The organism is Polynucleobacter sp. UK-Gri1-W3, from assembly GCF_018881595.1.
GTDB lineage: Bacteria > Pseudomonadota > Gammaproteobacteria > Burkholderiales > Burkholderiaceae > Polynucleobacter.
The window spans coordinates 38547-64578 of record NZ_JACVQA010000007.1; the positions used below are offsets into that span (position 1 = coordinate 38547).

A 26032-nucleotide genomic window follows, 5' to 3' on the forward strand; every position below is an offset into this window, starting at 1 on the left:
CATGTCTCGTACGCTTTATGACAAATTGTGGGATGACCACGTTGTTTACTCTGAAGAAGATGGCACAGCCACGATTTATATCGATCGTCAGTTGCTGCATGAGGTAACTAGCCCTCAAGCATTTGAAGGATTGAATTTGGCTGGCCGTCCAGTCTGGCGCATTTCCGCCAATTTAGCGGTTTCTGATCACAACGTGCCAACAACGGATCGTTCTGAAGGTATTGCTGATCCAATTTCTAAGTTGCAAGTCGATACCTTAGATCAAAACTGCGATGCCTTTGGTATTACCCAATACAAAATGAACGATACCCGCCAAGGGATTGTTCATGTCATCGGGCCGGAGCAGGGCGCAACCCTGCCAGGCATGACTGTAGTTTGCGGTGATTCACATACCAGTACACATGGCGCCTTTGGTGCTTTGGCATTTGGTATCGGAACGTCTGAGGTTGAGCACGTATTGGCAACCCAAACCTTGCTCATGAAAAAGAGCAAGAACATGTTGGTGCGTGTAGATGGTCGTCTACAGCCCGGTTCCACAGCTAAAGATATCGTACTTGCCGTCATTGGCAAGATTGGTACTGCAGGTGGCACTGGTTACACCATTGAGTTTGCGGGTGAAGCGATTCGTAACCTGTCAATGGAAGGTCGCATGACAGTTTGCAATATGGCGATTGAGGCTGGGGCACGTGCCGGTTTGGTTGCTGTAGATGAAACTACGATTGAATACATTCAAGGCCGTCCATATGCGCCTAAGGGTCCTGCGATGTTGCAAGCTTTGCAATATTGGAGAACCTTACATTCAGATGTTGATGCTAAGTTCGATGCAGTAGTGGAGTTACGTGCAGAAGAAATTGCTCCGCAAGTGACTTGGGGTACTTCACCTGAAATGGTGCTTGCCATTAGCGAGCGTGTTCCTGATCCAGAAAAAGAACGTGATCCAAACAAGCGCTCAGCAATGGAGCGCGCTTTGGAGTACATGAACCTCGTACCAAATACGCCTTTGAGCAGCATTGCAATAGATAAAGTATTTATCGGCTCTTGTACTAACAGCCGCATTGAAGATATGCGCGCTGCTGCTAAGGTGGTAGATCGTTTAGGTAAAAAAGTTGCCGCTAATGTGAAGTTAGCTTTAGTGGTGCCTGGTTCTGGTTTGGTAAAAGCCCAAGCGGAACGTGAAGGTTTAGATCGTATTTTTAAGGCTGCAGGCTTTGAATGGCGTGAGCCTGGTTGCTCCATGTGCTTAGCGATGAATGCTGATCGCCTTGAGCCGGGTGAGCGCTGCGCTTCAACGTCGAATCGTAATTTCGAAGGTCGTCAAGGCAATGGTGGGCGGACCCATTTGGTTAGTCCTGCTATGGCCGCTGCAGCAGCGATCGAAGGCCACTTTGTTGATGTTCGCAAGATTTCATAAGGAAATAGATTCATGAAATTATCTTCACTCTCTTTAATTTCAAGGTTAGCAATTATTGGCGCTATCGGAATGATTATTTCTGCTTGTAGTAGCACCATGGAAGGTGTTGGTAAAGACTTGCAGAACATGGGAACCTCCATGGGTGGATCAAGTAATACACAACAAAATAATCAATCTCAAACCAAGGGTAAGGATGTAGTTGTTACCCCTGTGAAGTAAATAATTAGAGCAAATAGAGTAAAAGTCGAATCATGGAAAAATTTACGGTATACAAAGGTTTAGTTGCTCCGCTTAATCGTGAGAACGTGGATACCGATGCCATTATTCCGAAGCAGTTTCTTAAATCCATCAAGAAGACCGGTTTTGGTCAGAATCTCTTTGATGAGTGGCGCTATTTAGATCATGGTGAACCTGGACAGGACTGCAGCAAGCGTCCTATTAACCCAGACTTTGTTCTTAATCAGCCACGCTATAAAGGCGCTGGGATTTTGTTGGCACGCAAAAACTTTGGCTGCGGCAGTTCTCGTGAGCATGCTCCTTGGGCCTTGGATCAATTTGGCTTTAGAGCGGTGATTGCACCTAGCTTTGCCGACATCTTCTACAACAACTGCTTCAAAAACGGTGTTTTGCCGATCGTTTTGACTGAATTGCAGGTTGACCATCTTTTTAATGAAACCCAAGCTTTTAACGGTTATCAGTTAACAATTGATTTAGATGCTCAGCAGGTAGTTACCCCTGATGGCAACGGTTACAGCTTTGAAGTGGCTCCCTTTAGGAAGTATTGCCTGCTCAACGGCTTAGACGATATTGGCTTAACTCTGCAACATGCAGATAAAATCAAGGCTTATGAAGCCGAGCGCATTCTCAAAATGCCTTGGCTTGCTACACAATTGCCGTAATTTCGTTGATTTAAAGGCCTTTCATGAAAATTGCAGTCCTACCGGGCGATGGTATCGGCCCGGAAATCGTTGCTCAAGCCGTTCGAGTGCTCAAAGCGCTTGGACCTCAGTTCGACTTAGAAGAAGCGCCCGTAGGCGGAGCTGCTTATGACGTCGCTAGACATCCTTTGCCACCAGCCACCTTAAAGCTCGCTAAAAAAGCAGATGCTATTTTGTTTGGTGCAGTAGGCGATTGGAAATACGACACGCTCGCACGTGAACTGCGTCCTGAACAAGCCATCTTAGGTTTACGTAAGCATCTTGAGTTGTTTGCTAACTTTAGGCCTGCTATTTGCTATCCAGAACTTACTGCTGCATCCAGCCTTAAGCCAGAAATTATTGGTGGCTTGGATATTCTGATTGTTCGTGAACTCAATGGTGACATCTATTTTGGTCAGCCACGCGGTATTCGTACTTCCGAGTTGCCATTATTCAAAGGTGCGCGTGAAGGTTTTGACACTATGCACTACAGCGAGCCTGAAGTAGAGCGCATTGGTCACGTTGCTTTTGAGGCTGCACGTAAGCGCGGTAAAAAAGTCTGTAGCGTTGATAAGGCAAACGTTCTGGAGACTTCACAGCTCTGGCGTGAAGTGATGATTCGAGTTTCTAAAGAGTATCCGGATGTCGAGTTGTCTCACATGTATGTGGATAACGCTGCAATGCAGTTGGTTAAAGCGCCTAAGGCGTTTGACGTAGTGGTCACAGGCAACTTGTTTGGTGACATCTTGTCTGATGAAGCTGCAATGTTGACAGGCTCTATTGGTATGTTGCCATCCGCATCATTAGATAAGAACAATAAAGGTCTGTACGAGCCAAGTCATGGCTCAGCTCCCGATATTGCTGGCAAAGGTATTGCTAATCCATTGGCAACGATTTTGTCGGCCGCAATGATGCTGCGTTATTCATTGGGTATGCCTGCGCAAGCGGATCGTATTGAAAAGGCGGTACAGAAGGTACTGGCGCAAGGATTGCGTACGGCCGATATCTATACCGAAGGTACGAAAAAAGTATCAACGGTTGAAATGGGTGATGCAGTAGTTGCAGCACTTGTGTAAGAAATTAAAAAGAATCAAAGAAATTAAACAGAAGCAAACAAAAGCAAAACAATCACATTTACTAGATAGTTAAAGATCATGGCAAATTCAAAGACACCTTTGGTTGGTTTAGTTGGCTGGCGCGGTATGGTTGGCAGCGTTCTCATGGAGAGAATGTTGGCAGAGAAAGACTTCGACTTTATCGAGCCCATTTTCTTTAGTACTAGTCAAGCAGGTGGAGAAGTCCCGCTCTTGAACGGTCAAAAAGTAACTAAGAGTGAAAGCATTTTGCAGGACGCCAATGATATTAAGGCGCTCTCACGCTGCGACATTATTCTCACTTGCCAAGGTGGCGATTACACGAATGATATTTTTCCTAAGCTGCGTGCAGCTGGGTGGAATGGCCATTGGATTGATGCCGCCAGTGCATTGCGCATGAAAGATGACGCAGTATTGATTCTCGATCCGGTTAATCGTCCGGTGATCGACAAAGCTTTGGCTGCAGGTGGCAAGAACTGGATTGGCAGTAATTGCACTGTGAGCTTGATGATGATGGCTATGGGTGGCTTAGTAAAGGCTGATATGGTTGAGTGGATCAGTGCGATGACTTACCAGGCGGCTTCAGGTGCTGGTGCACAGAATATGCGCGAGTTGCTTTTGCAAATGGGTGCATTGCATGACAGCGTGGCAACTGAATTAGCTGATCCTTCATCATGGATTTTGGATATTGATCGCAAAGTGACTGAGACATTGCGCTCTGCCGATTTTCCGAAAAAGAATTTCCGCAACACAGCGTTAGCAGGCAGCTTGATTCCTTGGATTGATGTGCCGGTTGAGAACGGTCAGACTAAAGAGGAGTGGAAGGGTGGAGCTGAGTTCAACAAGATCTTGGGTCGTCCGGCATTTCGTACTCCTGGCAGCATTCCGGTAGATGGTTTATGTGTGCGCGTAGGTGCGATGCGCTGCCATTCACAAGGCTTAACTGTTAAGTTGAAAAAAGACATTCCCCTTAAAGAGATCGAGGCGATTTTGGCCGCAGATAATCAGTGGGTCAAAGTGGTTCCAAATGATCGTGAGACTACTGAGCGTGATTTATCTCCCGCTGCGGTAAGTGGCACATTGACTGTGCCGATTGGCCGCTTGCATAAGATGGCGATGGGCCCAGAATATTTAGGTGCTTTCACAGTTGGCGACCAACTCTTGTGGGGTGCTGCTGAGCCATTGCGCCGCATGCTGCGCATCTTGCTTGAGAAGTAATTCAACTTTTATGTCTCGCATTAGCCAGCTAAGCTTATTAAAGCTCCTGAGCGTTGTTTTGCTTGGCTGGTCAACTATCGCTGGAGCGATTACTTTAGGCGCTCCTCAGCTGCAGTCCCGTCCCGGAGAACCTCTACGCGTTGAGATCCCGATTCGAGTCGGTGCCGATGAGCGTAGTGATTTATCCAGTCTTAATGTGGCAATCCCAAATAAAGCAGCTTACGAGCGCTTAGGTATTTCTCAAAAGATTCTCGATCTCAATCCTCAAGCGATGGTTTATCGCAATCGCCAAGAGCAACTCATGGTGTTGGTCGAGACGGTGAATTCTGTCCCAATGACCGATGATCCATTTATAGATATTCTGGTGAATCTTCATTGGTCGAGTGGAAGTCTTACTAAGACATTTACATTGCTATTGGGCGATGTGCAAAAAATCACTGTAAAGCCTGGTCAAAGCTTATCTGAGATTGCCGCCATTATTGCTCCGCAGCTAGAGGGGGCGACCTTAGATCAAACCATGATGGCTTTATATAAAGCTAATCCTGATGCGTTTGCAAGCGGCAGTATTAATCGTCTGGCTGCTGGCGCTGAATTAACAAAACCAAGTCAGGCGCTCCTACGCTCCATTAGCCCTGCAGAAGCAAATCAGTTTGTTGCAGATGCGAATGAACAATGGCGCCAAGATCATGGTGATAAGGATGGAGCTACAGGACCCTCTAAATCCGCCAACGCTAAATCTACCGAAGCTTCGCCTAAGGATCTCCTAAAGATTGGTTCGAGCGCTGAAGGCAATGATCAAGAGCGACGCTATACAGAAGAGTTGGTGGCTCAAGAAAAAATGCTGGAGCAAACAAAAGCTCGCGTTGCTGAGTTAGAAAAGAATATTGCTGATCTACAAAAGCTTTTAGATAAATCCAAAGAGAAAAAAGCGGTAGATAACAACTTTGGCCTAGGTGGCTTTGGGCCAGCGATCCTTGCTCTCACCTTGATTGCTTTGACTGGTGTATTGCTCTGGGGATTGGCTCGCAATGCTCGACGCTCAGAGATGCCAAGCTTTCACGCGGATACCCATCAAGCTCCCAAAGATGAAAAGACTGCACCTGGATCTCCTTTTGAAATGCCGGCACGTGCCAAGGCATTATTCGAAGGAATTGACCTCGATCTTACAAAGCCTGTAAAAGAAGTTCTCGCAACCACAACTGCTCCGGTATCAAACCCCCTGGCAGATACCTTGCGAGTGAAATTGAATTTAGCGCGCGCTTACATCACGATTGAAGATTTTTCTGCAGCTAAAAAGTCAATTGAAGAAGTATTGCGTGTAAGTAATTCTGTTGATCCAGCAATTACCATTGAAGCGCAGGGCTTGCTGGCAGAGATTTCGCATCGCAATACCTAGATCATGCGCATAGCTCTTGGTCTTCAGTACGATGGTAGTCCTTATTCCGGCTGGCAAACCCAGGTCAATCACAACACAGTACAAGATGAATTAGAAAAAGCGATTTCTGCTTTTGTTGGCGAGCAATCTATCGCGCAATGCCCCATCCATACCATTACAGCTGGCAGAACCGATACTGGAGTTCATGCGTTAGGGCAGGTAGTGCACTTTGATACTAATGTAGAGCGCGAAGATTTTTCATGGGTAAGGGGGGTAAATACATTCCTGCCTACCTCGATTGTCATTAATTGGGCAAAGACAGTTTCAGATGAGTTCAGTGCGCGTTTTTCTGCATATGAGCGTGAATATATTTACGCCTTACAAGCAGGCCCTTGTCGCTCCCCGATGTCGCATTCACGTGCAGGTTATTTAATGCTGCCGCCAAATCAATGGCTTGATGTTGAGTCCATGAAAAAATCAGCCGAGTATTTAATTGGCAAACATGATTTCAGTTCATTCAGATCATCTGAGTGTCAGAGCAAAACCCCTGTAAAAACCATTTACTCCATTGAGATTATTTCTGAGCAACCATGGCTGTATTTTCGGATTCGAGGCAATGCTTTTTTGCATCACATGATTCGCAATGTGGTCGGTTGCTTTTTGCAGATCGGCCAAGGTAGACAAAAGCCAGAATGGATGGCGGAAGTCTTGTCAGCCAAGAATAGGAAAATTGCTGCGCCCACCTTTATGGCTGATGGCTTGTATTTAGCCAAGATTACTTACCCAGATGAATTTGCTATCCCACAACCTTGGCTGGAAAACTCCTGGCTGCCAGCCCGGGTCATCGGGAAGCAAAAGCAAGAAGAAAGCCAAGAACAACAGAAAGAGCAAAAGAAATAATAGGCCCCAGGCCTTATCATTCATTTATGGGCTTATTAACATACTCTTCTGGCCGAACTAGGGTCAAAATCTGTGGTTTAAAGACTGCAGCAGATGTGGATTTTGCTGTTTCTGCAGGGGTGGACGCGGTTGGCTTTGTCTTTTACCCACCAAGCGTGCGTGCTGTAAGCCCTAATATCGCTGCCCAGCTCATTTCCAGGCTTCCAGCAGGGGTAGATGCCGTTGGGCTGGTCGTTAACCCTACAGATGAGGAATTTGCCGCTATTCGAGCTGCCGCTTCAATCACTTTATGGCAATTTCATGGTGATGAGACCCCGGAGCGTTGTGCAGAGCTCGCTGCAGGGGAGCCTTGGATGAAAGCTGCCCGTGTAGGTGATGACTTCGCTTTCGATGATTTTTCCCTACAATATGGGGATGCAAACGCTTTTCTGCTGGATGCCCTCGTCGAGGGATACGGTGGTGGGGGCGTTCCTTTTGATTGGCAAGGGATTCCACAGACATGGGTAAGCGAAAACGCGCCTCGGGTCGTTTTGAGTGGTGGATTGAACACGCACAACGTGGGCGAGGCGATCGCTCGTCTGCATCCTTGCGCGGTTGACGTCAGTAGTGGCGTAGAAAGCAGCAGGGGTGTTAAAGACCCTGCGCTCATGACTGAGTTTGTAAAAGCAGTGCGCGCAGCAGATGCCAAAGCATCATCCCAATAATTTGCTGTAAATAAATCAAAAGAGGTAGCTATGTACGACAAGCCAGATGCACGAGGACACTTCGGTCCATACGGTGGCGTGTTTGTTTCTGAGACATTGATGTTTGCCTTAGATGAACTCAAAGAAGCATATGCAAAATATCAATTCGATCCAGAATTCATTGAAGAGTTTCATTACGAGCTGAAACACTTTGTAGGCAGACCTTCGCCGGTGTATCACGCTAAGCGTTGGAGCGAAATGCTAGGTGGTGCGCAGATCTACCTCAAGCGTGAAGATTTAAATCACACTGGCGCACACAAAATTAATAACGTCATTGGCCAAGCAATGTTGGCTAAACGCATGGGCAAGCCCCGCATCATTGCTGAAACAGGCGCTGGTCAACATGGTGTTGCTACAGCAACTATCTGTGCCCGTTTTGGCTTGGATTGCACGGTATATCAAGGATCTGTTGATGTGGCTCGTCAGGCACAAAATGTATTTCGCATGAAATTACTTGGTGCCAAAGTAGTTCCAGTCGAGTCTGGCACTAAGACTTTAAAAGATGCGCTGAACGAAGCAATGCGCGATTGGGTTACTAACGTAGACAACACTTTCTACATCATTGGTACTGTTGCCGGCCCTCATCCTTACCCAATGATGGTGAGAGATTTCCAAAGCGTGATTGGTGAAGAGTGCAAGGTACAGATGCCAGAGATGACTGGTCGTCAACCAGACTATGTTTTAGCTTGCGTTGGCGGTGGTTCAAATGCCATGGGTATTTTTTATCCGTATATTGATTTTCCAGAAGTGAAGCTCGTTGGTGTTGAGGCTGCAGGACATGGTTTGGGAAGTGGTTTGCATTCGGCAGCACTTTGCGTTGGTACGCCCGGCGTGTTGCATGGCAACCGTACTTATTTATTGCAAGACAAGAATGGCCAAATTTCTGAGACACATTCGGTTTCTGCTGGCATGGACTACCCAGGAGTTGGGCCTGAGCATGCTTGGTTGAAAGATTCTGGTCGTGCAGATTATGTGGCGATTACGGATGAAGAGGCGCTTCAAGCATTTCATGATTGCTGTCAGATTGAAGGCATCATTCCAGCCCTAGAGTCCTCGCATGCGATTGCCTATGCCTGTAAGTTGGCCAAGACTTTGCCAAAAGACAAGACGATCTTGGTAAACCTCTCGGGTCGTGGTGATAAAGATATGCATACCGTTGCACAGGCAACAGGATCAGAAGGTTAAGAATTAGATATGTCGAAAATAACTACGCTCTTTAAGGAGCTAAAAGCAACAGGCAAAAAAGGATTGATTCCTTTTATTACTGCTGGAGATCCAGATCCTAAGCAAACCGTTGAATTGATGCATGCTTTAGTGCGTGGCGGCTCAAGCGTGATTGAATTAGGCGTGCCATTTTCAGATCCAATGGCTGATGGTCCAGTGATCCAGAGATCATCGGAGCGCGCATTGACTCAAGGCGTCACTTTGCGCGGTTGTTTAGAGATGGTGAAAGAGTTTCGTAAGAGCGACGTCAATACACCGGTTGTTCTGATGGGCTATGCAAACCCAGTTGAACAAATGGGGGCGGAGCATTTTGCAGCGGAAGCGAAGGTTGCTGGCGTTGATGGTGTTCTCGTGGTCGATTACCCACCAGAAGAGTGTGTCGACTTTGCAGCTCGTATGCGCGCTGCTGGTATTGACCCGATTTTCTTGTTAGCGCCGACTTCATCACATGAGCGCATTAAAGAAGCAGCCAAAATTGCTTCTGGTTATCTATATTACGTCTCTATGAGAGGGGTTACTGGTTCTTCTAATCTCAATACTCAGGATGTGGCCAGCATCATCCCGAAAATTCGTGAAGAGACCGACATTCCTATCGCTGTTGGCTTTGGAATCAGCGATGCAGCTAGCGCCAAGGCGGTATCGGTGAGTGCTGATGCCGTTGTGATTGGTAGCCGAATTATTCGTCTTTTAGAAGATGCACCCCCTGGGCAGGCAGTACAATCACTGGAAACCTTCATTCGTGAGATTCGCGACGCATTGGATAGTTAGAAACTAATGAGCTGGATAGATAAATTACTCCCACCCCAAATTCAACACACTGATCCTGCAAATCGCAAGTCAGTACCTGAGGGATTGTGGGTCAAGTGCCCCAGTTGTGAAACTGTTCTATACAGCACTGACATTGAAGCAAATTTATCTGTATGTCCAAAATGCAGTCATCACATGCGTATCGGAGCACGTCTGCGCTTAGACAGCTTGTTAGATGAAAAAGGTCGCTACGAAATCGGTGCCGATATCTATCCAATAGATCCTCTCAAATTTAAAGACTCTAAAAAATATACAGATCGCATTAAAGAAGCGAACGATGCTTCTGGTGAGTCTGAAGCCTTGATTGTGATGGTTGGCAAAATTGAAGCCATTCCTGTAGTGGCCGCTTGTTTTGAATTCCAATATATGGGTGGCTCTATGGGCTCTGTAGTGGGCGAGCGTTTTGCCCGCGGTGTTCAGGAAGCAATTCATAAGAAGTGCGCTTTCATCTGCGTCACAGCTACTGGCGGTGCTCGTATGCAAGAAAGTTTGCTATCCCTTTTTCAGATGGCCAAAACCAACTCGATGTTGACCTTGTTGGCTAAAAAAGGTTTGCCATACATCAGCGTTCTCACTGACCCAACAATGGGCGGTATTTCTGCTAGCTTTGCATTTATGGGTGATGTAGTGATGGCTGAGCCAAAAGCCTTAATTGGTTTTGCAGGTCCTCGCGTGATTGAGCAAACTGTTCGCGAGAAATTGCCAGAGGGATTCCAAAGATCTGAGTTCTTGATGCAAAAGGGCGGCATTGACATGATTGTGGATCGTCGTCAGATGCGTAGTGAAATTGCCCATCTACTTGCTTTGTTACAGAAGCTTCCTGAGCCTGCAATAGCGGGTAGCGCAGTCGTTTAAGCGCTTGAGCTCAGCCCACCAATCCCCCTCATTATTTACCAGCCTAGAGGCTTGGCTTAGCCACCTCGAAACTGCTCACCCTGTCGGTATCGATATGGGGCTTGAGCGCATCAATCGCGTGAAGGCGGCATTAGATCTACATTTTGATTGTCCAGTGATTACTGTTGCTGGTACGAACGGTAAGGGATCTACCTGCGCTTTTCTGGAGAGTATTCTCTTAGCGTCTGGTTACCGCGTTGGTTGTCACACCTCTCCACACCTTCTTAAGTTTAATGAGCGCGCTCGTATCAATGGCCAGGATGTAAATGACAACATCCTGTTAGAACATTTCGCTGCCGTAGAAAATGCTCGTGTAAGTTTGGTGGATGCACCGACCTTAACCTACTTTGAGTTCACCACCTTAGCCATCATGCATTTGTTTTCTAAATCGAATCTAGATGCAGTTGTACTAGAGGTTGGTATGGGTGGTCGATTAGATGCTGTCAACATCGTGGACGCAGACTGTGCCATCGTGACTAGCATCGATATCGATCATGCAGAGTTTTTGGGTGGGACACGCGAGGCGATTGGCTTAGAGAAGGCGGGTATTTTCCGTCCAGGACATATTGCCGTTTGCGGTGATCCTGTGCCACCACAATCACTGATTGAGCATGCTGAAAAACTCGGCTGCGATCTCTGGTTGCAAGGGCGTGATTACAACTTTCAAGGTGATAAGCAGCAATGGGGTTGGGCAGGGCGCAAAAAACGCTTTAGTGGGCTTGGATATCCAGCACTGCGCGGTGCTAATCAGATTCTGAATGCGTCTGCTGTTATTGCTGCCTTAATGGCTTTGCACCAGCGTCTACCAGTCAGCGCTCAAGATATTCGCAATGGCTTTGCTTTGGTGGAGTTGCCAGGCCGTTTCCAGGTCTTGCCTGGTCAGCCTACTGTTGTTCTGGATGTTGCCCACAATCCCCATGCCGCTGCTACTTTGGCTCAAGGGCTCGATAAGATGGGTTATCACCCTTATACCTATGCCATTTTTGGAGCTATGGCCGACAAGGACATCGAGGGGGTGATTAAACCCCTCTTAAACATTGTGGATTTCTGGTTTTGCACAGATTTACCGACTCCCAGGGCTGCCAGCGCTAAGGTCTTGGCCGAGAAGCTTGAAGCTATGGGCGTAAAGCCTAAAAATGGGACGGATGGGGGTATTGAATGCTTCTCAGAACCCGCTTTAGCGTATCAAAAAGCGCTATCTTTAGCGGGTGAGGGTGATAGAATTGTTATCTTCGGATCCTTCTTTACCGTTGCAGGCGTAATGACTTACCGAAACAACCAGGCCCACTGATCCATGATTCGTTTACCAAGCTTTTTTAAGCGAAAAACCCAGTCTGATGACCTTGAATTAGGTTCAAGGGGTGGTCGCACTGCCAAAAGAGCGGCCCCGCGAAGTTTTCAGCGCGCAGCAGAAGCCGAAGAACTTGCCCTCACAGAAGATCCAGAACAACAACGAGCGCGTCACCGCCTTATCGGTGCAGCCGTTTTGGTGTTGATTGCAGTTGTTGGCTTACCCCGTATTTTGGATAACAAACCAAAGTTATCGCCTAACGATATTGCCGTCAACATTGTGACGAGCTTGCCAATTCCAGGAACTGAAGCAAAACCTGATGAGAAACCTAAGGCTGAAGTTGTTGCAGAGCCAGCAAAAGAAGTTCCTAAGATTGCAGCTACTCCCGAAGTAAAGCCAGAGGCAAAAGCAGACGCTAAGGCGGAAACTAAGCCAACAGTACCTGCAGTAAATAAATCCGGAACATTGGGATTGGCGGCGGGCGAAGAGGTGGTTGCTACTGCAAGTACCAAGACCGAGACAAAACCTAAAGCGGATGATGTAAGCAAACCTGCAGCCTCAAATGGATCAGGTAAGTACGTTATTCAGATAGGTGCTTTTGCTTCTGAAGACAGAGCTAAAGGTTGGATTGCAAAGCTCAAAGATCAAAAGATTCCAAACTACGTCTTAAATAAGACTGGTGCTGATGGTGCAAAGTTGTATGTATTACGTGCAGGTCCATACACCGATAAAGACACCGCAGAAGCGGCGGAAAAGAAAATTAAGGCGATGGGTCTTTCACCAAGACTCGTCGAAACCGGTAAGCAGTAATGGAGTTTTTATCCACCCTCAAGCTAACATCGGTGGATTACTTCACCCTAGTTGTGCTCTTGGTTTCTGCTTTAGTCGGTATCTCGCGCGGCTTGTTTAAGGAAGTGCTTGCTTTGGCCTCTTGGTTCGCAGCAGCATGGGTTGCTTATCACTACAGCAATTACCTTTCAGTCGAGTGGTTGTCGACATTTCATCTGGATGAGTTACTCAGTCTAGGTTTGAGCTTCATCATTTTGTTTGTTTTAACCCTCGTCATCTGCGGTTTATTTGGTGGGGTGGTGCAAAAAATTATTTTGTCAGTTGGTCTTAGTTTGACTGACCGTTTCTTGGGTTTGGTATTCGGTGTGATTCGTGGTGGCTTGATTGTTGTGGTCCTTGCTACCTTAGCTGCACTCACCCCTATCCCAGAAAGTATGGCCTGGAAAAATGCTATTACCAGACCAGCAATTGATATGGCAACCGGTTTAATTAAAGGCTGGTTGCCAAGCGACTGGGCTAAGCAATTGGGTGATGCTATGCCTAAGGTTACCCCTACCATTACTCCTAAAATAACAATAGGAATCTAGAAATATGTGCGGCGTCGTCGGAACTGTTTCTCACTCACCAGTAAATCAACTTCTCTATGATGCTTTGTTGCTTTTGCAACATCGTGGTCAGGATGCGGCAGGCATTGCAACGATGAATGGTAATTCGTTCACGATGCATAAAGCCAATGGCCTAGTTAGAGACGTCTTTAGAACTCGCAATATGCGTAGCTTGGTTGGTAGCGCTGGTATTGGCCAAGTGCGCTATCCAACTGCAGGCTCTGCAAGCAGCGAAGAAGAGGCGCAACCGTTTTATGTCAGCGCACCTTACGGCATTATCTTGGCGCATAACGGTAACCTGACCAACGCACCAAGTCTGCGTGTTGAAATGGCCTATCGTGATCGTCGCCATATTAATACCAGCTCAGACACTGAAGTATTACTCAACGTTTTGGCTGACGAGCTTCAAAAAGAAACCAATAGCGCAGCTCTTGATGAGGGTGCGATGTTTAATGCTGTTACTGGCGTAACCAATCGGGTTAAAGGTTCTTATGCGGTAGTTTCTTTGATTGCAGGTTATGGCTTATTGGCCTTCCGTGACCAGTACGGCATCCGTCCTCTTTGTATTGGACGTATCGATACGCCTCAAGGCCCTGAATGGATGATTGCGTCTGAGTCTGTAGCGCTTGAAGGTCTCGGATTTACATTCGTGCGCGATGTGAACCCAGGTGAGGTAATCTATATTGACTTGGATGGTAATTTCTATTCACGTCAATGTGTGCCTAATGCAGTATTAACGCCTTGTATTTTTGAATATGTTTACATGGCAAGACCAGATTCCACAATTGATGGTGTCACTGTCTACAACGTTCGTATGCGGATGGGCGATTATTTGGCTGAAAAGATCCGCAAGGAGACTGATGTTTCTGAGATCGATGTAGTAATGCCAATTCCAGACTCAAGCCGTCCGGCAGCAATGCAGGTGGCAAAGAAGTTAGGCGTTGATTACCGCGAAGGTTTCTTTAAGAATCGTTACATCGGTCGCACCTTCATAATGCCAGGGCAGGCTGTGCGTAAGAAGTCTGTGCGCCAAAAACTCAATGCCATGCGTATTGAGTTTAAAGACAAGACCGTATTGATTGTGGATGACTCTATTGTTCGTGGCACCACCTCTTTTGAGATCGTGCAGATGGCACGCGAATCTGGTGCTAAGAAAGTGATTTTTGCTTCTGCTGCGCCGCCAGTTCGCTTCCCGAATGTCTACGGTATAGACATGCCAACGCGTAGTGAATTGGTTGCCTATGGTCGTACCGATGAAGAAATCAACAAGATGATTGGTGCCGATCAGTTGATCTATCAAAGTATTGAAGATATGAAGCAGGCAGTCAGAGACGTAAACCCTGACATTAAGAACTTTGAGGCTTCTTGCTTTGATGGCTTCTATATCACCGGTGATATCACCGAGTCATATCTCGATGCCCTGGAGGCTGCCAGAAATACCTCAGCCGCTAAAGCAGATCGCCAAAAGGATTCGAGCGACTTCGCTCGTTCACAGCTCCACCTGCATTTGGCTACCGAAGACTAAAAAGCGACAGGAATTTGCCTCACCCGAGGCAAATTCACATTTCGGTGTCAAAATAGCAGGATGAAGAGCAAAACTACTCGCAAAAAACCGGATTTTTCTAAGCTAGCGCTTGAGACCTTGGCTGTCCGCGCCGGCACTCGTCGCACAGCTGAGTATCAAGAGCATTCAGAGGCGATGTTCTTAACTTCCAGCTTCTGCTTTGATAGTGCAGAGCTGGCTGCAGATGGCTTTGCTCATGCTGATCAAGGCTTTATCTATTCACGCTTTACCAATCCTACTGTAAGCATGTTCCAAGATCGCTTGGCTGCCTTAGAGGGCGGTGAGGCTTGTATCGCAACTGCTTCTGGAATGTCTGCGATTCTCACAATGGCAATGGCGCATTTACAAGCAGGCGATCACGTTATTTGTTCGCGTTCGGTATTTGGGGCAACGATTCAGTTGTTCACTAATATCTTGGGACGTTTTGGAATCACAACAACGTATGCAGATTTGGCAGATACCAAGTCATGGAAGGCTGCTGTTCAGCCAAATACTAAGCTGTTCTATTTAGAGACACCTTCGAATCCTTTAACTGAGATTGCAGATATCAAAGCGATTTCAAAGATTGCAAAGAAGGCAGGTGCCTTATTTGCAGTTGATAACTGTTTCTGCACACCGGCACTACAAAAACCATTGGCGCTTGGTGCTGATGTTGTTATTCATTCGGCCACTAAGTACTTAGATGGACAGGGCAGAATGGTTGGTGGAGCAATTGTTGGTAGCAATGATTTCATCATGGGCAAAGTATTCCCATATGTACGTACCGCAGGACCAACACTCTCTGCATTTAATGCTTGGGTATTCTTAAAAGGCTTAGAGACTCTAGAGCTTCGCATGAAGCAGCAGAGTCAAAATGCACTTGACTTAGCCCAGTGGTTAGAAAAGCAATCAGGAGTGGAGCGCGTTTATCATCCAGGCCTGAAATCACATCCCCAACATACGTTGGCAATGCGTCAGCAAAAAGCAGGCGGTGCGATTGTCTCTTTCACCTTAAAGGGTGGCAAGAGGGCTGCGTTCAAGCTCATTAATCAGACTAAGCTTTGTTCGATTACAGCAAACCTGGGCGATACCCGCACAACGATTACGCATCCTGCAACAACAACACATTGCCGCGTGACGCCTGAAGCTCGTAAAGCTGCTGGCATTACCGATGGCTTGGTGCGTATTGCAGTTGGACTTGAAAACATCAACGACTTAAAGAATGATCTTGTTGGTGGACTCAAAAAATAATCAAGTTCATCAGGATAGGTCAATGAGTTTCGCGGATGCCACCCAGTTCTGGAACGAACGCTTCGACAAGGAAGAGTTCATCTTTGGCAAAGAGCCAAATGAATATCTCGTTGAAAAGACGCATCAATACTTAAAACCCAAAGACAAGGTCCTGTGTATTGCTGATGGTGAGGGGCGCAATGGCGTGTGGCTGGCTAAGCAAGGCATGCAAGTCGTTGGATTTGATGCTTCGGATATCGCTCTGGCCAAGGCAAAGCAGTTTGCCAAAGACAATCAAGTAGAGGTTGATTACTCTTTCTCGGATACAGATAGCTATGCTTGGCAAGCAAATACATATGACGCTGTCATTGGCATCTTTATTCAGTTTGCTGATCCAGCAATGCGCGCCAGAATCTTTGAACAGACTTATAAAACATTAAAGTCGGGCGGCCTCTTTATTCTGCAGGGCTACACACCCAAACAACTTCAATATAAAACTGGTGGGCCATCGCTCGTTGAACATCTCTATACAGAAGAGTTGATCAGAGATCTTGTCAAAGACTTTGAAGTGCTTGAGCTCGTTATTTACGAGAAAGAACTCTCTGAGGGTCCAAGACATACCGGTATGTCTGCGATATTGGGACTCGTTGCTAGAAAGTAATTGATTTCTTATTTTGTAAAGCGACGAGGATCATTGATTGGGCGCAATGGCATGATGTGAATCTTGCTGCCATCAATTTCAAGATTTGTATTTTTGCCCACATCCAAGCAAAGTCGTTTAACCTCTGCAACCGAGGCCTCCCAAGTAATCGCATGCCCACCATCAAGCGTACGCAGCTGAATTACAGCTATCTGACCTAAGGCGCTTATTTGTTCAACAGTCACTGCGATAGTGCCTGTGCTGGAGCTGAGGTGCAGGCTTAACCCTTGCGCTGGAATAACCCAAGCAACAGGAGTATTTGGTGGGATCTTGCCTTTATCAGCTACATCAAAGATGCGTTGACTGCCATCCCAGCTTAACTTTCCTGCAGTAAAGACGCCTTCAAACTTATTGCTAATGCCGACCAGTTCTGCAACCCGTGAGTTTCTCGGCCTATCGAATAATACTTGTGGAGGAGCAGTCTGAAGTCCTACGCCTTGATCTATTACGGTGATACGATCAGCCAATAAATCCGCCTCTCGTAAATCATGAGTAACCAACAGGATGGGTATATTTAAATCTTTGCGAAGATCAGCCAAGGTCTTATAAAGGCTTTGGCGAGTAGGTGCATCAATTGCAGAGAAGGGCTCATCAAGCAATAGTATTTTTGGTGATCGCGCCAACGCTCTGGCAAGGGCAACTCGTTGTTGTTGTCCGCCGGAAAGTTGGTTTGGCATACGGTTGGCTAACTCTCCAATGCCCATGCGATTTAACCATTGCTGTGCTTTAGTCTTACGCTCCGTAACTAATGGTTCTGAGTTGTATAGCGGTATGCATACATTCTCAAGGGCAGTTAAGTGCGGAAAGAGTGCATATTGTTGAAATAGGAATCCGCATGAGCGTTCTGCCGACCCCAAAGCGGTGGTGATGCCACTTACTTCATTCGCTTCGAACCACAATTGGCCATCACACTCAATTTTTCCAATCTCGGCATTATTTAAGCCGGCAATAGTACGCAAAGTAGTTGTCTTACCGCTCCCAGAGGGGCCCACCAAGGCATGCAACTCCCCAGGAATACATTCAATATTGAGTTGTAATGGATTTGGAGATACTTGGGAGAGTCTGACTTTGAGCATTAGCCTCTCCACTTTTTAGAGTGCGCCGGATTGCGCCCAAATATGCCATAGGACAGTGCAATTGCAACCAATGATGTGCCTAGCAGGAAGAGCGATAGGGCGCCAGCTCCAGAGCTATCAAAACTTTGCACCTTGTCGTAGATCGAAATTGATACTGTTTTGGTTTCACCTGGAATGGCGCCACCAACCATCAGGATGACTCCAAACTCACCCAAGGTATGCGCAAAAGTCAGTACAGCAGCACTGGTAATTCCACGCCAAGCGAGCGGTAGCTCAATTAAGCGAAAGATTTGCCACTTAGAGAGACCACTTACTTGGGCTGCCTCAAGGATTTCAGGATTAATCGCCTCAAAGGCTCTTTGGATGGGTTGAATCGCAAAGGGCAAATTCACAATAAGAGAGGCGATCAGAATTCCGGCAAACGAAAACACCAATGGGATGCCAAAGAAGCTTTTTCCACCTAGGCCAACCAGAAGGTAGTAACCCAGAACGGTGGGGGGGAGCACTAGAGGCAAGGCCAAGACAGCCTCAATCCAGGACCGACCTTTACCCATGCTTTGAAGGGAATGTGCCACCAAGACTCCAAAAGGGAGTATCAGGACCAGCGTCCAAATGGCTAGCTTTAGCGAGAGGAATAGAGCCTCTAAATCAAACATCTATTGAGGTTGCCTTAAGGTGAATAATTACCCCCATTTTCACCTATCTTGGAGTAAATCAAACTATTGGCGATTCTGGTTTGCTACAGATTGAGCAATCCCCTTTAAAGTAGAGGTTTGTGGCAATTTTTAATGACCCAGAATGAGGGTTTTCAAAAGGATGGATATGAATCAGCAGCGTCGCGACTTATTGCAATATTCGACGGTATTTGGCCTTATGGCCTCTGCAGGCTTAATCACCTCCGCACAAGCGGAAGAGTGGAATAAGGCAGCGTTTGAGGGTAAGAGTCTTGAAGATGTATTTAAGGCTTTGGGAACCAGCACTCCAGATAAGTCAGGTGCAGTTGTTATTAATGCGCCTGATATTGCGGAAAACGGCGCAGTAGTTCCTGTCGGTATCACCACCAACTTAAAGGGGGCTCAGTTAGCAATCTTGGTTGAGAAAAATCCAAGCCCACTAGCCGCTCAATTTTTTATTCCTGCCGGCACGGAGCCAATGGTGACCACTCGAATTAAGATGGCCCAAACCTCAAATGTCTATGCATTAGTAAAGGCGGATGGAAAGTGGTTGATGGCAGTTAAGGAAATCAAAGTGACTCTAGGTGGATGCGGCGGCTAATAAGTTCCTCGCATAAATACAGAATCATTTAAATAGATAAAAAAAGTAAAGGAAATACGATGGGTGATCCAATGCGCATTCGGGCAGCCGAATCAAATGGAATTGTGGATGTCAAAATTTTGATGAAGCATGACATGGAATCCGGTCAACGCAAAGATGCTTCCGGCAAATTAATTCCAGCATGGTTTATTTCTACAGTATCGGTTAAGGCTCAGGGTAAAGAAGTCTTCTCCGCAGACTTTGGCTCAGCTATTTCTAAAGACCCGTTCTTGAACTTTAAGTACAAAGGCTCCAAGGGCGATAAATTGGTTGTGAGCTGGGTCGACACTAAGGGTGATAAACGTAGTGATGAAGCCACTGTTTCTTAAATAGATCATGAGAAAAAAACTAAGCCCTGTGTTTGGGTTGCTTCTAGCAGGTGGGGCATTCTTTTTTGCCTCAACCGGTTTTGCTCAATCAACTGCAGATGAAATTGCTAAATATCGTCAAATGATTGCTGATGGCAATCCTTCAGAGCTCTATGAGGATGCTGGCGCTGAATTATGGATGAAGCCTGCAGGGCCTAAAAATGCCACACTTGAAAAATGTAACCTAGGGCTTGGCCCCGGAGTTATAAAGGGCGCTGCAGCACAGTTGCCGAGATATTTTGCCGATACCAATAAAGTGCAAGATTTGGAGTCTCGTTTGATCACTTGCATGTCTACTTTGCAAGGTATTTCAGCACAAGAGATTGTGGACGCACCATTTCAAAAAGGTTTAAAGAAGGATATGGATGCGTTGGTTGCGTATGTTGTTACTGCATCCAAAGATCAAAAGATCAAAGTCAGTACGCAGCATCCAAAAGAAAAAGAAGCTTATGAATTAGGTAAGCGTGCTTTTTATTATGAGGGTGGTCCAATGGACTTCTCCTGTGCAACCTGCCATGGATCAAATGGCAAGAGAATTCGATTGCAAGATCTTCCTAATTTAACGACGCAAGCTGGTGCAGCCGCTGGATGGGGCTCTTGGCCTGCGTACCGCGTTTCTAGCGGTCAATTTTGGACTATGGGCTTACGCTTAAATGATTGTTACCGCCAGCAGCGCTTTCCATTCCCAATTTACGGCTCAGATCTATTAACAGCAGTATCAATGTACATGGCAGTTAATGCGAATGGTGGCACGATGCAAACTCCCGGCTTGAAACGTTAAGGCCAATGACTATGAAAATAAAATTACTGCTGTCAGCTACGTTTCTCACTACGCTCTCTTGTGCTGCCTTTGCCCAATCTGGTTTGGATGCAAAGTTCCAGAAAATGATTTCTGAAGGCTTTAGGGCTGAAGGTATTGCTGGTTTAGATCGGATCAAGCAAGATGAAACGCAAAAGTTTTGCTCTGATCCTAAGCTAGTAAACACAAAGCAGGGTGCTGCTAAGGCTATTGAAATCCAGAAGATGAATATGGCCTCAATTATTCAGCCTACCGATGGTAAATATATTGGAGATTGGAAGAATGGTGAGGCGATTGCCCAAAGTGGCCGCGGTGCAACCTGGAGTGATAAGCCGGATACCGTGAATGGTGGCGGATGTTATAACTGTCATGAGATCAATAAAAAAGAAATCTCTTACGGTAATTTGGGCCCAAGTCTTTGGAATTACGGTAAAGATCGCGGCTACTCCAAAGAGGTATTGGTTTATACCTGGAATCGCATTAACAATTCAAAAGCATATAACGCTTGCAGTAATATGCCGCGCTTTGGGCATTTCAAATTGTTAACGCAAGAGCAAATGCAAGATGTAATGGCCTTGCTCTTAGATCCTCAGTCTCCTGTTAATCAATAACAGGTCCTCATGTCACTCAATCGCCGGGAGTTTATACAGGCTTTAGCCATTGCCTCAGTTGGCGGTATGAGCCTGCAATCGGAATTGGCTTCTGCTCAAGCACAAGCAAGATCTTTTTATGATCTACCTCGCTTTGGTAATGTGCATTTATTGCATTTCACAGATTGCCATGCCCAACTTCTCCCGGTGTATTTTCGTGAGCCCAATGTCAATATTGGTGTGGGGCCACAAGCAGGAAAAACGCCACACCAAGTGGGCGATTATTTTTTAAAAGCCAATAAGATTGCATCTCATACGCGTGATGCTCATGCTTTTACTTATTTAGATTTCACGGCTGCAGCTCATCAATATGGCCAAATGGGTGGCTTTGCCCATCTCGCAACTCTGATTAAGCAGCTAAAAGCATCAAGGCCTGGTGCTTTGCTTCTAGATGGTGGAGACACTTGGCAGGGCTCAGGAACTGCGCTTTGGACGCAGGGTCAGGATATGGTGGATGCAGCACTTGAGCTTGGTGTAGATGTTATGACTGCTCACTGGGAGATGACTCTTGGCGAGAAGCGGGTGATGGAGATTGTGCAAAAGGATTTCCAAAATAAGATCTCTTTTATTGCACAAAATATCACAACCACTGATTTCGGCGATGAAGTTTTTGCTCCTTATGTGATGCGTGAGATGAATGGTGTGCCAGTGGGGATTATTGGTCAAGCCTTTCCCTATACGCCGGTTGCCAACCCAAGATACTTCACGCCAAATTGGACATTTGGAATACAAGAGCAAAATCTGCAAAAAACCATTGATCAAGTGCGCCGAAAGGGTGCTAAGGCAGTGGTATTGCTATCTCACAATGGCATGGATGTTGACCTTAAGCTGGCGTCAAGAGTGAGAGGTTTAGATGCAATCTTGGGCGGTCATACGCATGATGGAGTGCCAATTCCTATAAAGGTTAAAAATGCAGGTGGAGTCACTTTAGTCACCAATGCAGGATCGAACGGTAAATTTTTGGGCGTCCTTGATTTTGATGTCAAGGGTGGGAAGGTGGTTGATTTTCGCTATAAGTTGCTCCCCGTATTTTCAAGCTTGATTACGCCAGACCCCAAAATGAGTCAGCTGATTACGCAAATTCGTAAGCCATTCGAAGCGCGTCTTAATGAAAATCTGGCGATGACAGATGATCTTTTGTATCGTCGCGGTAATTTCAATGGCAGCTTTGATCAAGTTATTTTGGATGGCTTGATGGCGCAAAAGAATGCAGAAATTGCTTTCTCACCAGGCTTTAGGTGGGGAACATCTTTATTGCCGGGTCAGGCAATCACGATGGAACATTTGTTGGATCAGACCGCCATAACCTATCCATACACTACCGCCTCCAATATGACTGGTGAAACTATCAAGACTATCCTGGAGGATGTGGCCGATAACTTATTTAACCCCGATCCTTATTATCAGCAGGGCGGCGATATGGTTAGGGTTGGCGGATTGCAATACACCATTGATCCCAATGCCAGTATGGGTAAGCGCATCTCTGAAATGAGGCTTAATGGATCACTCATCGAGGCTGATAAAAATTATCGCGTTGCAGGGTGGGCCCCAGTGAGTGAGGAAGCTAAATTATCCAATTCAGAGCCAATCTGGGATTTAATGTCCAGACATTTAAAAGAAGCAAAGATCATTAAGCCCAAGAAATTAAATGAGCCAATTATCAAAGGGCTCGTTAAAAATGCCGGCATTGAATCTATTAAGTAATCTATCAGGTGATTTCTAACAACATGAACCAATCAAACTACTTTTCCAAGCTTTTAAAACAAGTATTGGTACTGAGCGCTATTGCATCTGTTGGTATATTTTTTTGTGAGCCAGCTTTTGCGCAAACTAAAGTGGTGTATCACATTGATGACGCTCAGGCTCAGGGCTTAAAAGGATTGCGTAATATTCGCAACCATCTTGATACTGCGCCTCAAACCAAGATTATTGTCGTTACCCATGCAGCAGGAGTAGATCTTCTAATGGAAGGTGCCAAAGATCAGAAAAATAACATTGAATATGGCCCATTGGTTTCCGCACTTAAATCCCGTGGGGTGGTATTTGAAGTTTGCGAAATTACCCTAAAGAATCGCAATCTTAATAAAAATCAATTCCTTTTAGATGCGGACTTCACGCCTTCTGGTGTGGTGAAGATTGCCGACCTGCAGTATCTAGACCATTACGCCTATATAAAGCCCTAATTCTCGCTAGCAGACACGTAAAATAGAAATATGGACATCGTAGACATCTCCTTTATTAGCCAAAAAGCACTGTGGGCAACCTTTGTTGTAACTTTGTTGCTCGGCGCAATCATGCAGCGAACGAGCTTTTGCACAATGGGTGCGATTGCTGATCTATATGTGATGTCAAACTTATCTAGATTGCGTCAGTGGTTTTTAGCTATTGGAATTGCAATCTTAGGCGTGATGCTCATGTCTTCATTTGGGTTAATAGATATCACCAAGTCTATCTACACCTCCAGCAAACTAATGTATCTCTCTATTTTGGTTGGCAGCACTCTGTTTGGTCTTGGTATGGTCCTAGCCTCAGGCTGCGGAAGTAAGACACTCATTCGCATTGGTGGAGGCAACCTTAAATCGTTAGTAGTATTTCTGGTCTTGGGTCTAGTTGCTTATATGACGCTGCGGGGATTCTTGGCGGTGATTCGTATTAATGCTTTAGATACATTTTTCATTACGCTAAATTCAAACCAAGATCTACCAAGCATTGTGAGCTCTTGGTTTGGTCAGAGTCGTGCAAGTGCGCATTTGTTGCTCGGGTTAATTATTGGTGGATCTTTTGTTCTTTTTGCGCTTGCCAATAAATCATTTTGGACAGCTAAAAATCTTCTAGCTGGCTTGGGGGTGGGCCTTGCAATCTGTGCGGTATGGTGGATTTCTGGTTACTTAGCGTTTGTTGCCGAGGACCCTAATACTTTAGAAGAGGTATTCGTAGCCACCAACTCAGGCAAGATAGAAAGCCTTTCATTTGTTGCCCCATATGCATACTCATTGGAGTGGCTCATGTTCTATAGCGATACCTCTAAAGTACTCACTATTGGTGTCGTTGCTGTGCTGGGCATGGTTTGTGGTTCAGCAATCGTTTCGTTGATAACAAAAACTTTTCGCTGGGAGAGTTTTTTGAATGCAGAAGATACTGCCAACCATTTAATTGGCGGAGCCTTAATGGGCTTTGGTGGTATCACTGCTTTGGGATGCACCATTGGGCAGGGTCTGAGCGGAATTTCAACACTAGCGCTTGGATCTTTTTTAGCAATTCCAGGATTCTTTCTGGGTGCTTACATAGGTTTGCGTTACTTACAAATGCGCCTTGCTCCTAATCCTTGCGCTTAAATAGACCGGATACAAGTTATGCAAATTGATTGGTTCTCGTTTACGCCCATTCCTTCTTTATTGGGGGGGATGATTCTTGGAGTTGCTGCGGCTCTCTACGTATTGCTTCACGGGCGCATTTTAGGTATCAGTGGAATTGTTGCTGGTTTATTACATCCCAAGCTGACTGATTCAGCATGGCGAGTCAGCTTGGTTTTGGGTCTAGTCTCCGCACCATTTCTTGCGGCATTGTTCTTTGGGATATTCCCAATTGTTGAAATTGAGTCTGATTGGATTGCCATTGTGATCGCCGGTCTTTTGGTTGGCTTTGGTGCTCACTACGGATCTGGTTGTACTAGCGGTCATGGCATCTGTGGGCTCTCGCGTTTATCGCCGCGATCTCTTGTTGCTACCCTCTCTTTTATGGGCGCAGGCTTTCTGACTGTTTTTATTCTTCGTCATTTGATCGGGGCCTAGGATGAAAAAACATTTTGGTCTTTTGAGTCAGTATGCTATCGGCGTTCTATTTGGTTGGGGCTTAATCATCTCGGGCATGAGTAATCCTCAGAAGGTGTTGGGATTTTTAGATTTAGCCGGTAACTGGGATCCTTCGTTGATGTTTGTGATGTTAGGTGCCGTTTTGGTAGGCCTTGGCGGCTTCTACGTAGTGAGTAAGAGAACAGAAGCTTTTTTTGGCGGCGCATTGCATATCCCAACGCGCAGAGATATCACGAAACCCCTGATTGTTGGCAGTCTTATTTTTGGTGCAGGCTGGGGAATTGCTGGTTTTTGTCCTGGTCCAGCATTGGTGGCCCTGGGTGCTGGTCACCTGAAAGCCTTAGTGTTTGTTGCTGCCATGCTTGTGGGTATGGAAATCTGCGAGCGTTTCTTCTCGGCTCATAAAAAGGTTTCCAGCCAAGTCTGATAGGCCTGATTTAGAATGACCCTATTACGAATTATTGAATGTAGAGGGTTTTTATGAGTCTTCCTATTTCTTGTCATAACGATCAGTTTGGCACTCTTGGTCAGATCGATCCAAGCCACTTGGCTGAAATTGCGGCAATGGGTTATAAAAGCGTGATCAATAACCGTCCTGATGGTGAGGGCGGGCCAGATCAACCAACTAGTGCAAGTATTCAGGCGGAAGCCGAAAAGTTGGGATTAAATTATGCCTATTTACCGGTCGTGCCTAGTGCTATGACTGTTGAACAAGTGAGAGAGATGGCGCGTTTGTTAAAGACAATGCCTGGCCCAGTTTTGGCATTCTGCCGTTCTGGCGCACGCTCAACTAACCTATATCAACTTGCGCTGCAAGTGGGTTAAGTTAAGAAAGCGTTCTTCAATCTATGCGCATCGCCATTCCAGAAGAAAGAAAACTGGTTCATGAAATGATCATGCCCATTCGTTGGGGTGATATGGATGCGTATGGACACGTGAACAATACTGTTTACTTTAGATATATGGAACAAGCGCGCTGCGAGTGGATTACTTCCATGGGTTACGACGTTGCTCCTGGCCGTGAATCTATGTTGATGCTCAATGGCTTTTGCAACTTCTATCAACAACTCACCTTCCCGGGTGATTTAATTCTCAAGACCTCTATTGGCGCAGTGGGAAGAACGAGCCTTGATCTCTATACCAGCATGGCATTGACTACTGCGCCGGAGGTTGAGGCTGCTATCGGTGGCGCAACCATGGTTTGGGTAGATCTCACCACCAATAAGTCTGCTCCTTGGCCGGAACATGTATTAGAAAAGTTGCGCTAGTCGA

The 26032-nt window shown here is 46.1% G+C and carries 30 protein-coding genes; 28 read left to right on the top strand and 2 right to left on the bottom strand.

Translation table 11 applies throughout. The annotated features are described in order from the left end of the window. The first annotated feature begins 1 nt into the window (after position 1). The 17 genes from leuC to ICN36_RS07450 all read left to right on the top strand — a co-directional run bounded on the left by leuC (position 2) and on the right by ICN36_RS07450 (position 16702). Complete coding sequence (leuC, locus tag ICN36_RS07370; protein ID WP_216227765.1) at positions 2-1411, top strand: 3-isopropylmalate dehydratase large subunit; 1410 nt, start codon at positions 2-4, stop codon at positions 1409-1411. A 12-nt stretch (positions 1412-1423) separates the two neighbouring features. Continuing rightward, positions 1424-1630: a hypothetical protein gene (locus ICN36_RS07375; protein ID WP_216227766.1), complete on the top strand. Its 207-nt coding sequence runs from the start codon at positions 1424-1426 to the stop codon at positions 1628-1630. Between the two features lie 32 nt (positions 1631-1662). Beyond that, entirely contained in the window at positions 1663-2310 is a 648-nt protein-coding gene (leuD, locus tag ICN36_RS07380) for a 3-isopropylmalate dehydratase small subunit (RefSeq protein ID WP_216227767.1), read from the top strand. A gap of 23 nt (positions 2311-2333) precedes the next feature. Then, a complete protein-coding gene (gene leuB / locus ICN36_RS07385; RefSeq protein WP_216227768.1) occupies positions 2334-3404 on the top strand; it encodes a 3-isopropylmalate dehydrogenase in 1071 nt (356 codons plus the stop codon). 78 nt (positions 3405-3482) lie between these two features. Continuing rightward, on the top strand, positions 3483-4640 hold the full coding sequence (asd, locus tag ICN36_RS07390; protein WP_216227769.1) for an aspartate-semialdehyde dehydrogenase: 1158 nt from the start codon (positions 3483-3485) through the stop codon (positions 4638-4640). Positions 4641-4650: 10 nt separating this feature from the next. Continuing rightward, positions 4651-6036 (top strand): FimV/HubP family polar landmark protein, encoded by a 1386-nt coding sequence (locus tag ICN36_RS07395; RefSeq protein WP_216227770.1) that lies wholly within the window; start codon positions 4651-4653, stop codon positions 6034-6036. Continuing rightward, positions 6037-6915, top strand: a complete 879-nt coding sequence (truA, locus tag ICN36_RS07400; protein WP_216227845.1) for a tRNA pseudouridine(38-40) synthase TruA — start codon at positions 6037-6039, stop codon at positions 6913-6915. 26 nt (positions 6916-6941) lie between these two features. Beyond that, a complete protein-coding gene (locus tag ICN36_RS07405) occupies positions 6942-7619 on the top strand; it encodes a phosphoribosylanthranilate isomerase (RefSeq protein ID WP_216227771.1) in 678 nt (225 codons plus the stop codon). A 30-nt stretch (positions 7620-7649) separates the two neighbouring features. Continuing rightward, complete coding sequence (gene trpB / locus ICN36_RS07410) at positions 7650-8843, top strand: tryptophan synthase subunit beta (protein WP_216227772.1); 1194 nt, start codon at positions 7650-7652, stop codon at positions 8841-8843. 9 nt (positions 8844-8852) lie between these two features. After that, positions 8853-9650: a tryptophan synthase subunit alpha gene (gene trpA, locus ICN36_RS07415; RefSeq protein WP_216227773.1), complete on the top strand. Its 798-nt coding sequence runs from the start codon at positions 8853-8855 to the stop codon at positions 9648-9650. A gap of 6 nt (positions 9651-9656) precedes the next feature. Beyond that, positions 9657-10544 (top strand): acetyl-CoA carboxylase, carboxyltransferase subunit beta, encoded by an 888-nt coding sequence (gene accD / locus ICN36_RS07420; protein WP_216227774.1) that lies wholly within the window; start codon positions 9657-9659, stop codon positions 10542-10544. A 4-nt stretch (positions 10545-10548) separates the two neighbouring features. Next, complete coding sequence (gene folC, locus ICN36_RS07425; RefSeq protein WP_216227775.1) at positions 10549-11874, top strand: bifunctional tetrahydrofolate synthase/dihydrofolate synthase; 1326 nt, start codon at positions 10549-10551, stop codon at positions 11872-11874. Positions 11875-11877: 3 nt separating this feature from the next. Then, complete coding sequence (locus ICN36_RS07430) at positions 11878-12684, top strand: SPOR domain-containing protein (RefSeq protein WP_216227776.1); 807 nt, start codon at positions 11878-11880, stop codon at positions 12682-12684. Beyond that, on the top strand, positions 12684-13250 hold the full coding sequence (locus ICN36_RS07435; RefSeq protein ID WP_216227777.1) for a CvpA family protein: 567 nt from the start codon (positions 12684-12686) through the stop codon (positions 13248-13250). Before ICN36_RS07430 ends, ICN36_RS07435 begins: the two co-directional genes overlap by 1 nt. Before the next feature lie 4 nt (positions 13251-13254). After that, positions 13255-14793 (top strand): amidophosphoribosyltransferase, encoded by a 1539-nt coding sequence (gene purF / locus ICN36_RS07440; protein ID WP_216227778.1) that lies wholly within the window; start codon positions 13255-13257, stop codon positions 14791-14793. A gap of 60 nt (positions 14794-14853) precedes the next feature. Next, positions 14854-16062 carry an O-succinylhomoserine sulfhydrylase gene (locus ICN36_RS07445; RefSeq protein ID WP_216227779.1) on the top strand — a complete coding sequence of 403 codons (1209 nt, stop codon included), beginning with the start codon at positions 14854-14856 and terminating at the stop codon, positions 16060-16062. Between the two features lie 22 nt (positions 16063-16084). Beyond that, on the top strand, positions 16085-16702 hold the full coding sequence (locus ICN36_RS07450; protein WP_216227780.1) for a bifunctional 2-polyprenyl-6-hydroxyphenol methylase/3-demethylubiquinol 3-O-methyltransferase UbiG: 618 nt from the start codon (positions 16085-16087) through the stop codon (positions 16700-16702). A gap of 8 nt (positions 16703-16710) precedes the next feature. Here ICN36_RS07450 and ICN36_RS07455 read toward each other — a convergent pair whose 3' ends face one another. Both ICN36_RS07455 and modB read right to left on the bottom strand, forming a co-directional pair. After that, positions 16711-17817, bottom strand: a complete 1107-nt coding sequence (locus ICN36_RS07455; RefSeq protein ID WP_216227781.1) for an ABC transporter ATP-binding protein — start codon at positions 17815-17817, stop codon at positions 16711-16713. Continuing rightward, a complete protein-coding gene (gene modB, locus ICN36_RS07460; protein ID WP_216227782.1) occupies positions 17817-18473 on the bottom strand; it encodes a molybdate ABC transporter permease subunit in 657 nt (218 codons plus the stop codon). The genes ICN36_RS07455 and modB overlap by 1 nt, the downstream gene beginning before the upstream one ends. A 166-nt stretch (positions 18474-18639) precedes the next feature. Here modB and soxY point away from each other — a divergent pair, with 166 nt between their 5' ends. The 11 genes from soxY to ICN36_RS07515 are packed head-to-tail and all read left to right on the top strand — an operon-like array spanning position 18640 to position 26028. Beyond that, positions 18640-19092 (top strand): thiosulfate oxidation carrier protein SoxY, encoded by a 453-nt coding sequence (gene soxY / locus ICN36_RS07465; RefSeq protein WP_216227783.1) that lies wholly within the window; start codon positions 18640-18642, stop codon positions 19090-19092. Between the two features lie 59 nt (positions 19093-19151). Beyond that, positions 19152-19460, top strand: a complete 309-nt coding sequence (soxZ, locus tag ICN36_RS07470) for a thiosulfate oxidation carrier complex protein SoxZ (RefSeq protein WP_216227784.1) — start codon at positions 19152-19154, stop codon at positions 19458-19460. Between the two features lie 7 nt (positions 19461-19467). Next, positions 19468-20280, top strand: a complete 813-nt coding sequence (gene soxA / locus ICN36_RS07475; protein ID WP_216227785.1) for a sulfur oxidation c-type cytochrome SoxA — start codon at positions 19468-19470, stop codon at positions 20278-20280. Positions 20281-20291: 11 nt separating this feature from the next. Continuing rightward, complete coding sequence (gene soxX / locus ICN36_RS07480) at positions 20292-20909, top strand: sulfur oxidation c-type cytochrome SoxX (protein ID WP_255531274.1); 618 nt, start codon at positions 20292-20294, stop codon at positions 20907-20909. Between the two features lie 9 nt (positions 20910-20918). After that, positions 20919-22652 carry a thiosulfohydrolase SoxB gene (gene soxB, locus ICN36_RS07485; protein WP_216227787.1) on the top strand — a complete coding sequence of 578 codons (1734 nt, stop codon included), beginning with the start codon at positions 20919-20921 and terminating at the stop codon, positions 22650-22652. A gap of 23 nt (positions 22653-22675) precedes the next feature. Continuing rightward, positions 22676-23131: a DsrE family protein gene (locus ICN36_RS07490; RefSeq protein WP_216227788.1), complete on the top strand. Its 456-nt coding sequence runs from the start codon at positions 22676-22678 to the stop codon at positions 23129-23131. A gap of 30 nt (positions 23132-23161) precedes the next feature. Beyond that, a complete protein-coding gene (locus ICN36_RS07495; protein WP_216227789.1) occupies positions 23162-24283 on the top strand; it encodes a YeeE/YedE family protein in 1122 nt (373 codons plus the stop codon). Positions 24284-24301: 18 nt separating this feature from the next. Then, positions 24302-24739: a YeeE/YedE family protein gene (locus ICN36_RS07500; RefSeq protein WP_216227790.1), complete on the top strand. Its 438-nt coding sequence runs from the start codon at positions 24302-24304 to the stop codon at positions 24737-24739. A 1-nt stretch (position 24740) separates the two neighbouring features. After that, positions 24741-25187: a YeeE/YedE family protein gene (locus ICN36_RS07505; protein ID WP_216227791.1), complete on the top strand. Its 447-nt coding sequence runs from the start codon at positions 24741-24743 to the stop codon at positions 25185-25187. A gap of 53 nt (positions 25188-25240) precedes the next feature. Beyond that, positions 25241-25585: a TIGR01244 family sulfur transferase gene (locus ICN36_RS07510; protein ID WP_216227792.1), complete on the top strand. Its 345-nt coding sequence runs from the start codon at positions 25241-25243 to the stop codon at positions 25583-25585. Between the two features lie 23 nt (positions 25586-25608). Further along, a complete protein-coding gene (locus ICN36_RS07515; RefSeq protein ID WP_216227793.1) occupies positions 25609-26028 on the top strand; it encodes a thioesterase family protein in 420 nt (139 codons plus the stop codon). Positions 26029-26032 lie beyond the last annotated feature (4 nt).

Coding starts and splice junctions, on each gene's coding strand:
- ICN36_RS07510 (WP_216227792.1), top strand. CDS start 25,241: ATGAGTCTTCCTATTTCTTGTCATAACGATCAGTTTGGCACTCTTGGT.
- ICN36_RS07505 (WP_216227791.1), top strand. CDS start 24,741: ATGAAAAAACATTTTGGTCTTTTGAGTCAGTATGCTATCGGCGTTCTA.
- ICN36_RS07405 (WP_216227771.1), top strand. CDS start 6,942: ATGGGCTTATTAACATACTCTTCTGGCCGAACTAGGGTCAAAATCTGT.
- soxZ (WP_216227784.1), top strand. CDS start 19,152: ATGGGTGATCCAATGCGCATTCGGGCAGCCGAATCAAATGGAATTGTG.
- soxB (WP_216227787.1), top strand. CDS start 20,919: ATGTCACTCAATCGCCGGGAGTTTATACAGGCTTTAGCCATTGCCTCA.
- leuB (WP_216227768.1), top strand. CDS start 2,334: ATGAAAATTGCAGTCCTACCGGGCGATGGTATCGGCCCGGAAATCGTT.
- leuC (WP_216227765.1), top strand. CDS start 2: ATGTCTCGTACGCTTTATGACAAATTGTGGGATGACCACGTTGTTTAC.
- leuD (WP_216227767.1), top strand. CDS start 1,663: ATGGAAAAATTTACGGTATACAAAGGTTTAGTTGCTCCGCTTAATCGT.
- ICN36_RS07435 (WP_216227777.1), top strand. CDS start 12,684: ATGGAGTTTTTATCCACCCTCAAGCTAACATCGGTGGATTACTTCACC.
- ICN36_RS07515 (WP_216227793.1), top strand. CDS start 25,609: ATGCGCATCGCCATTCCAGAAGAAAGAAAACTGGTTCATGAAATGATC.
- ICN36_RS07430 (WP_216227776.1), top strand. CDS start 11,878: ATGATTCGTTTACCAAGCTTTTTTAAGCGAAAAACCCAGTCTGATGAC.
- purF (WP_216227778.1), top strand. CDS start 13,255: ATGTGCGGCGTCGTCGGAACTGTTTCTCACTCACCAGTAAATCAACTT.
- ICN36_RS07375 (WP_216227766.1), top strand. CDS start 1,424: ATGAAATTATCTTCACTCTCTTTAATTTCAAGGTTAGCAATTATTGGC.
- ICN36_RS07490 (WP_216227788.1), top strand. CDS start 22,676: ATGAACCAATCAAACTACTTTTCCAAGCTTTTAAAACAAGTATTGGTA.
- ICN36_RS07500 (WP_216227790.1), top strand. CDS start 24,302: ATGCAAATTGATTGGTTCTCGTTTACGCCCATTCCTTCTTTATTGGGG.
- soxA (WP_216227785.1), top strand. CDS start 19,468: ATGAGAAAAAAACTAAGCCCTGTGTTTGGGTTGCTTCTAGCAGGTGGG.
- soxY (WP_216227783.1), top strand. CDS start 18,640: ATGAATCAGCAGCGTCGCGACTTATTGCAATATTCGACGGTATTTGGC.
- accD (WP_216227774.1), top strand. CDS start 9,657: ATGAGCTGGATAGATAAATTACTCCCACCCCAAATTCAACACACTGAT.
- trpA (WP_216227773.1), top strand. CDS start 8,853: ATGTCGAAAATAACTACGCTCTTTAAGGAGCTAAAAGCAACAGGCAAA.
- ICN36_RS07455 (WP_216227781.1), bottom strand. CDS start 17,817: ATGCTCAAAGTCAGACTCTCCCAAGTATCTCCAAATCCATTACAACTC.
- trpB (WP_216227772.1), top strand. CDS start 7,650: ATGTACGACAAGCCAGATGCACGAGGACACTTCGGTCCATACGGTGGC.
- soxX (WP_255531274.1), top strand. CDS start 20,292: ATGAAAATAAAATTACTGCTGTCAGCTACGTTTCTCACTACGCTCTCT.
- asd (WP_216227769.1), top strand. CDS start 3,483: ATGGCAAATTCAAAGACACCTTTGGTTGGTTTAGTTGGCTGGCGCGGT.
- ICN36_RS07395 (WP_216227770.1), top strand. CDS start 4,651: ATGTCTCGCATTAGCCAGCTAAGCTTATTAAAGCTCCTGAGCGTTGTT.
- ICN36_RS07495 (WP_216227789.1), top strand. CDS start 23,162: ATGGACATCGTAGACATCTCCTTTATTAGCCAAAAAGCACTGTGGGCA.
- ICN36_RS07445 (WP_216227779.1), top strand. CDS start 14,854: ATGAAGAGCAAAACTACTCGCAAAAAACCGGATTTTTCTAAGCTAGCG.
- modB (WP_216227782.1), bottom strand. CDS start 18,473: ATGTTTGATTTAGAGGCTCTATTCCTCTCGCTAAAGCTAGCCATTTGG.
- ICN36_RS07450 (WP_216227780.1), top strand. CDS start 16,085: ATGAGTTTCGCGGATGCCACCCAGTTCTGGAACGAACGCTTCGACAAG.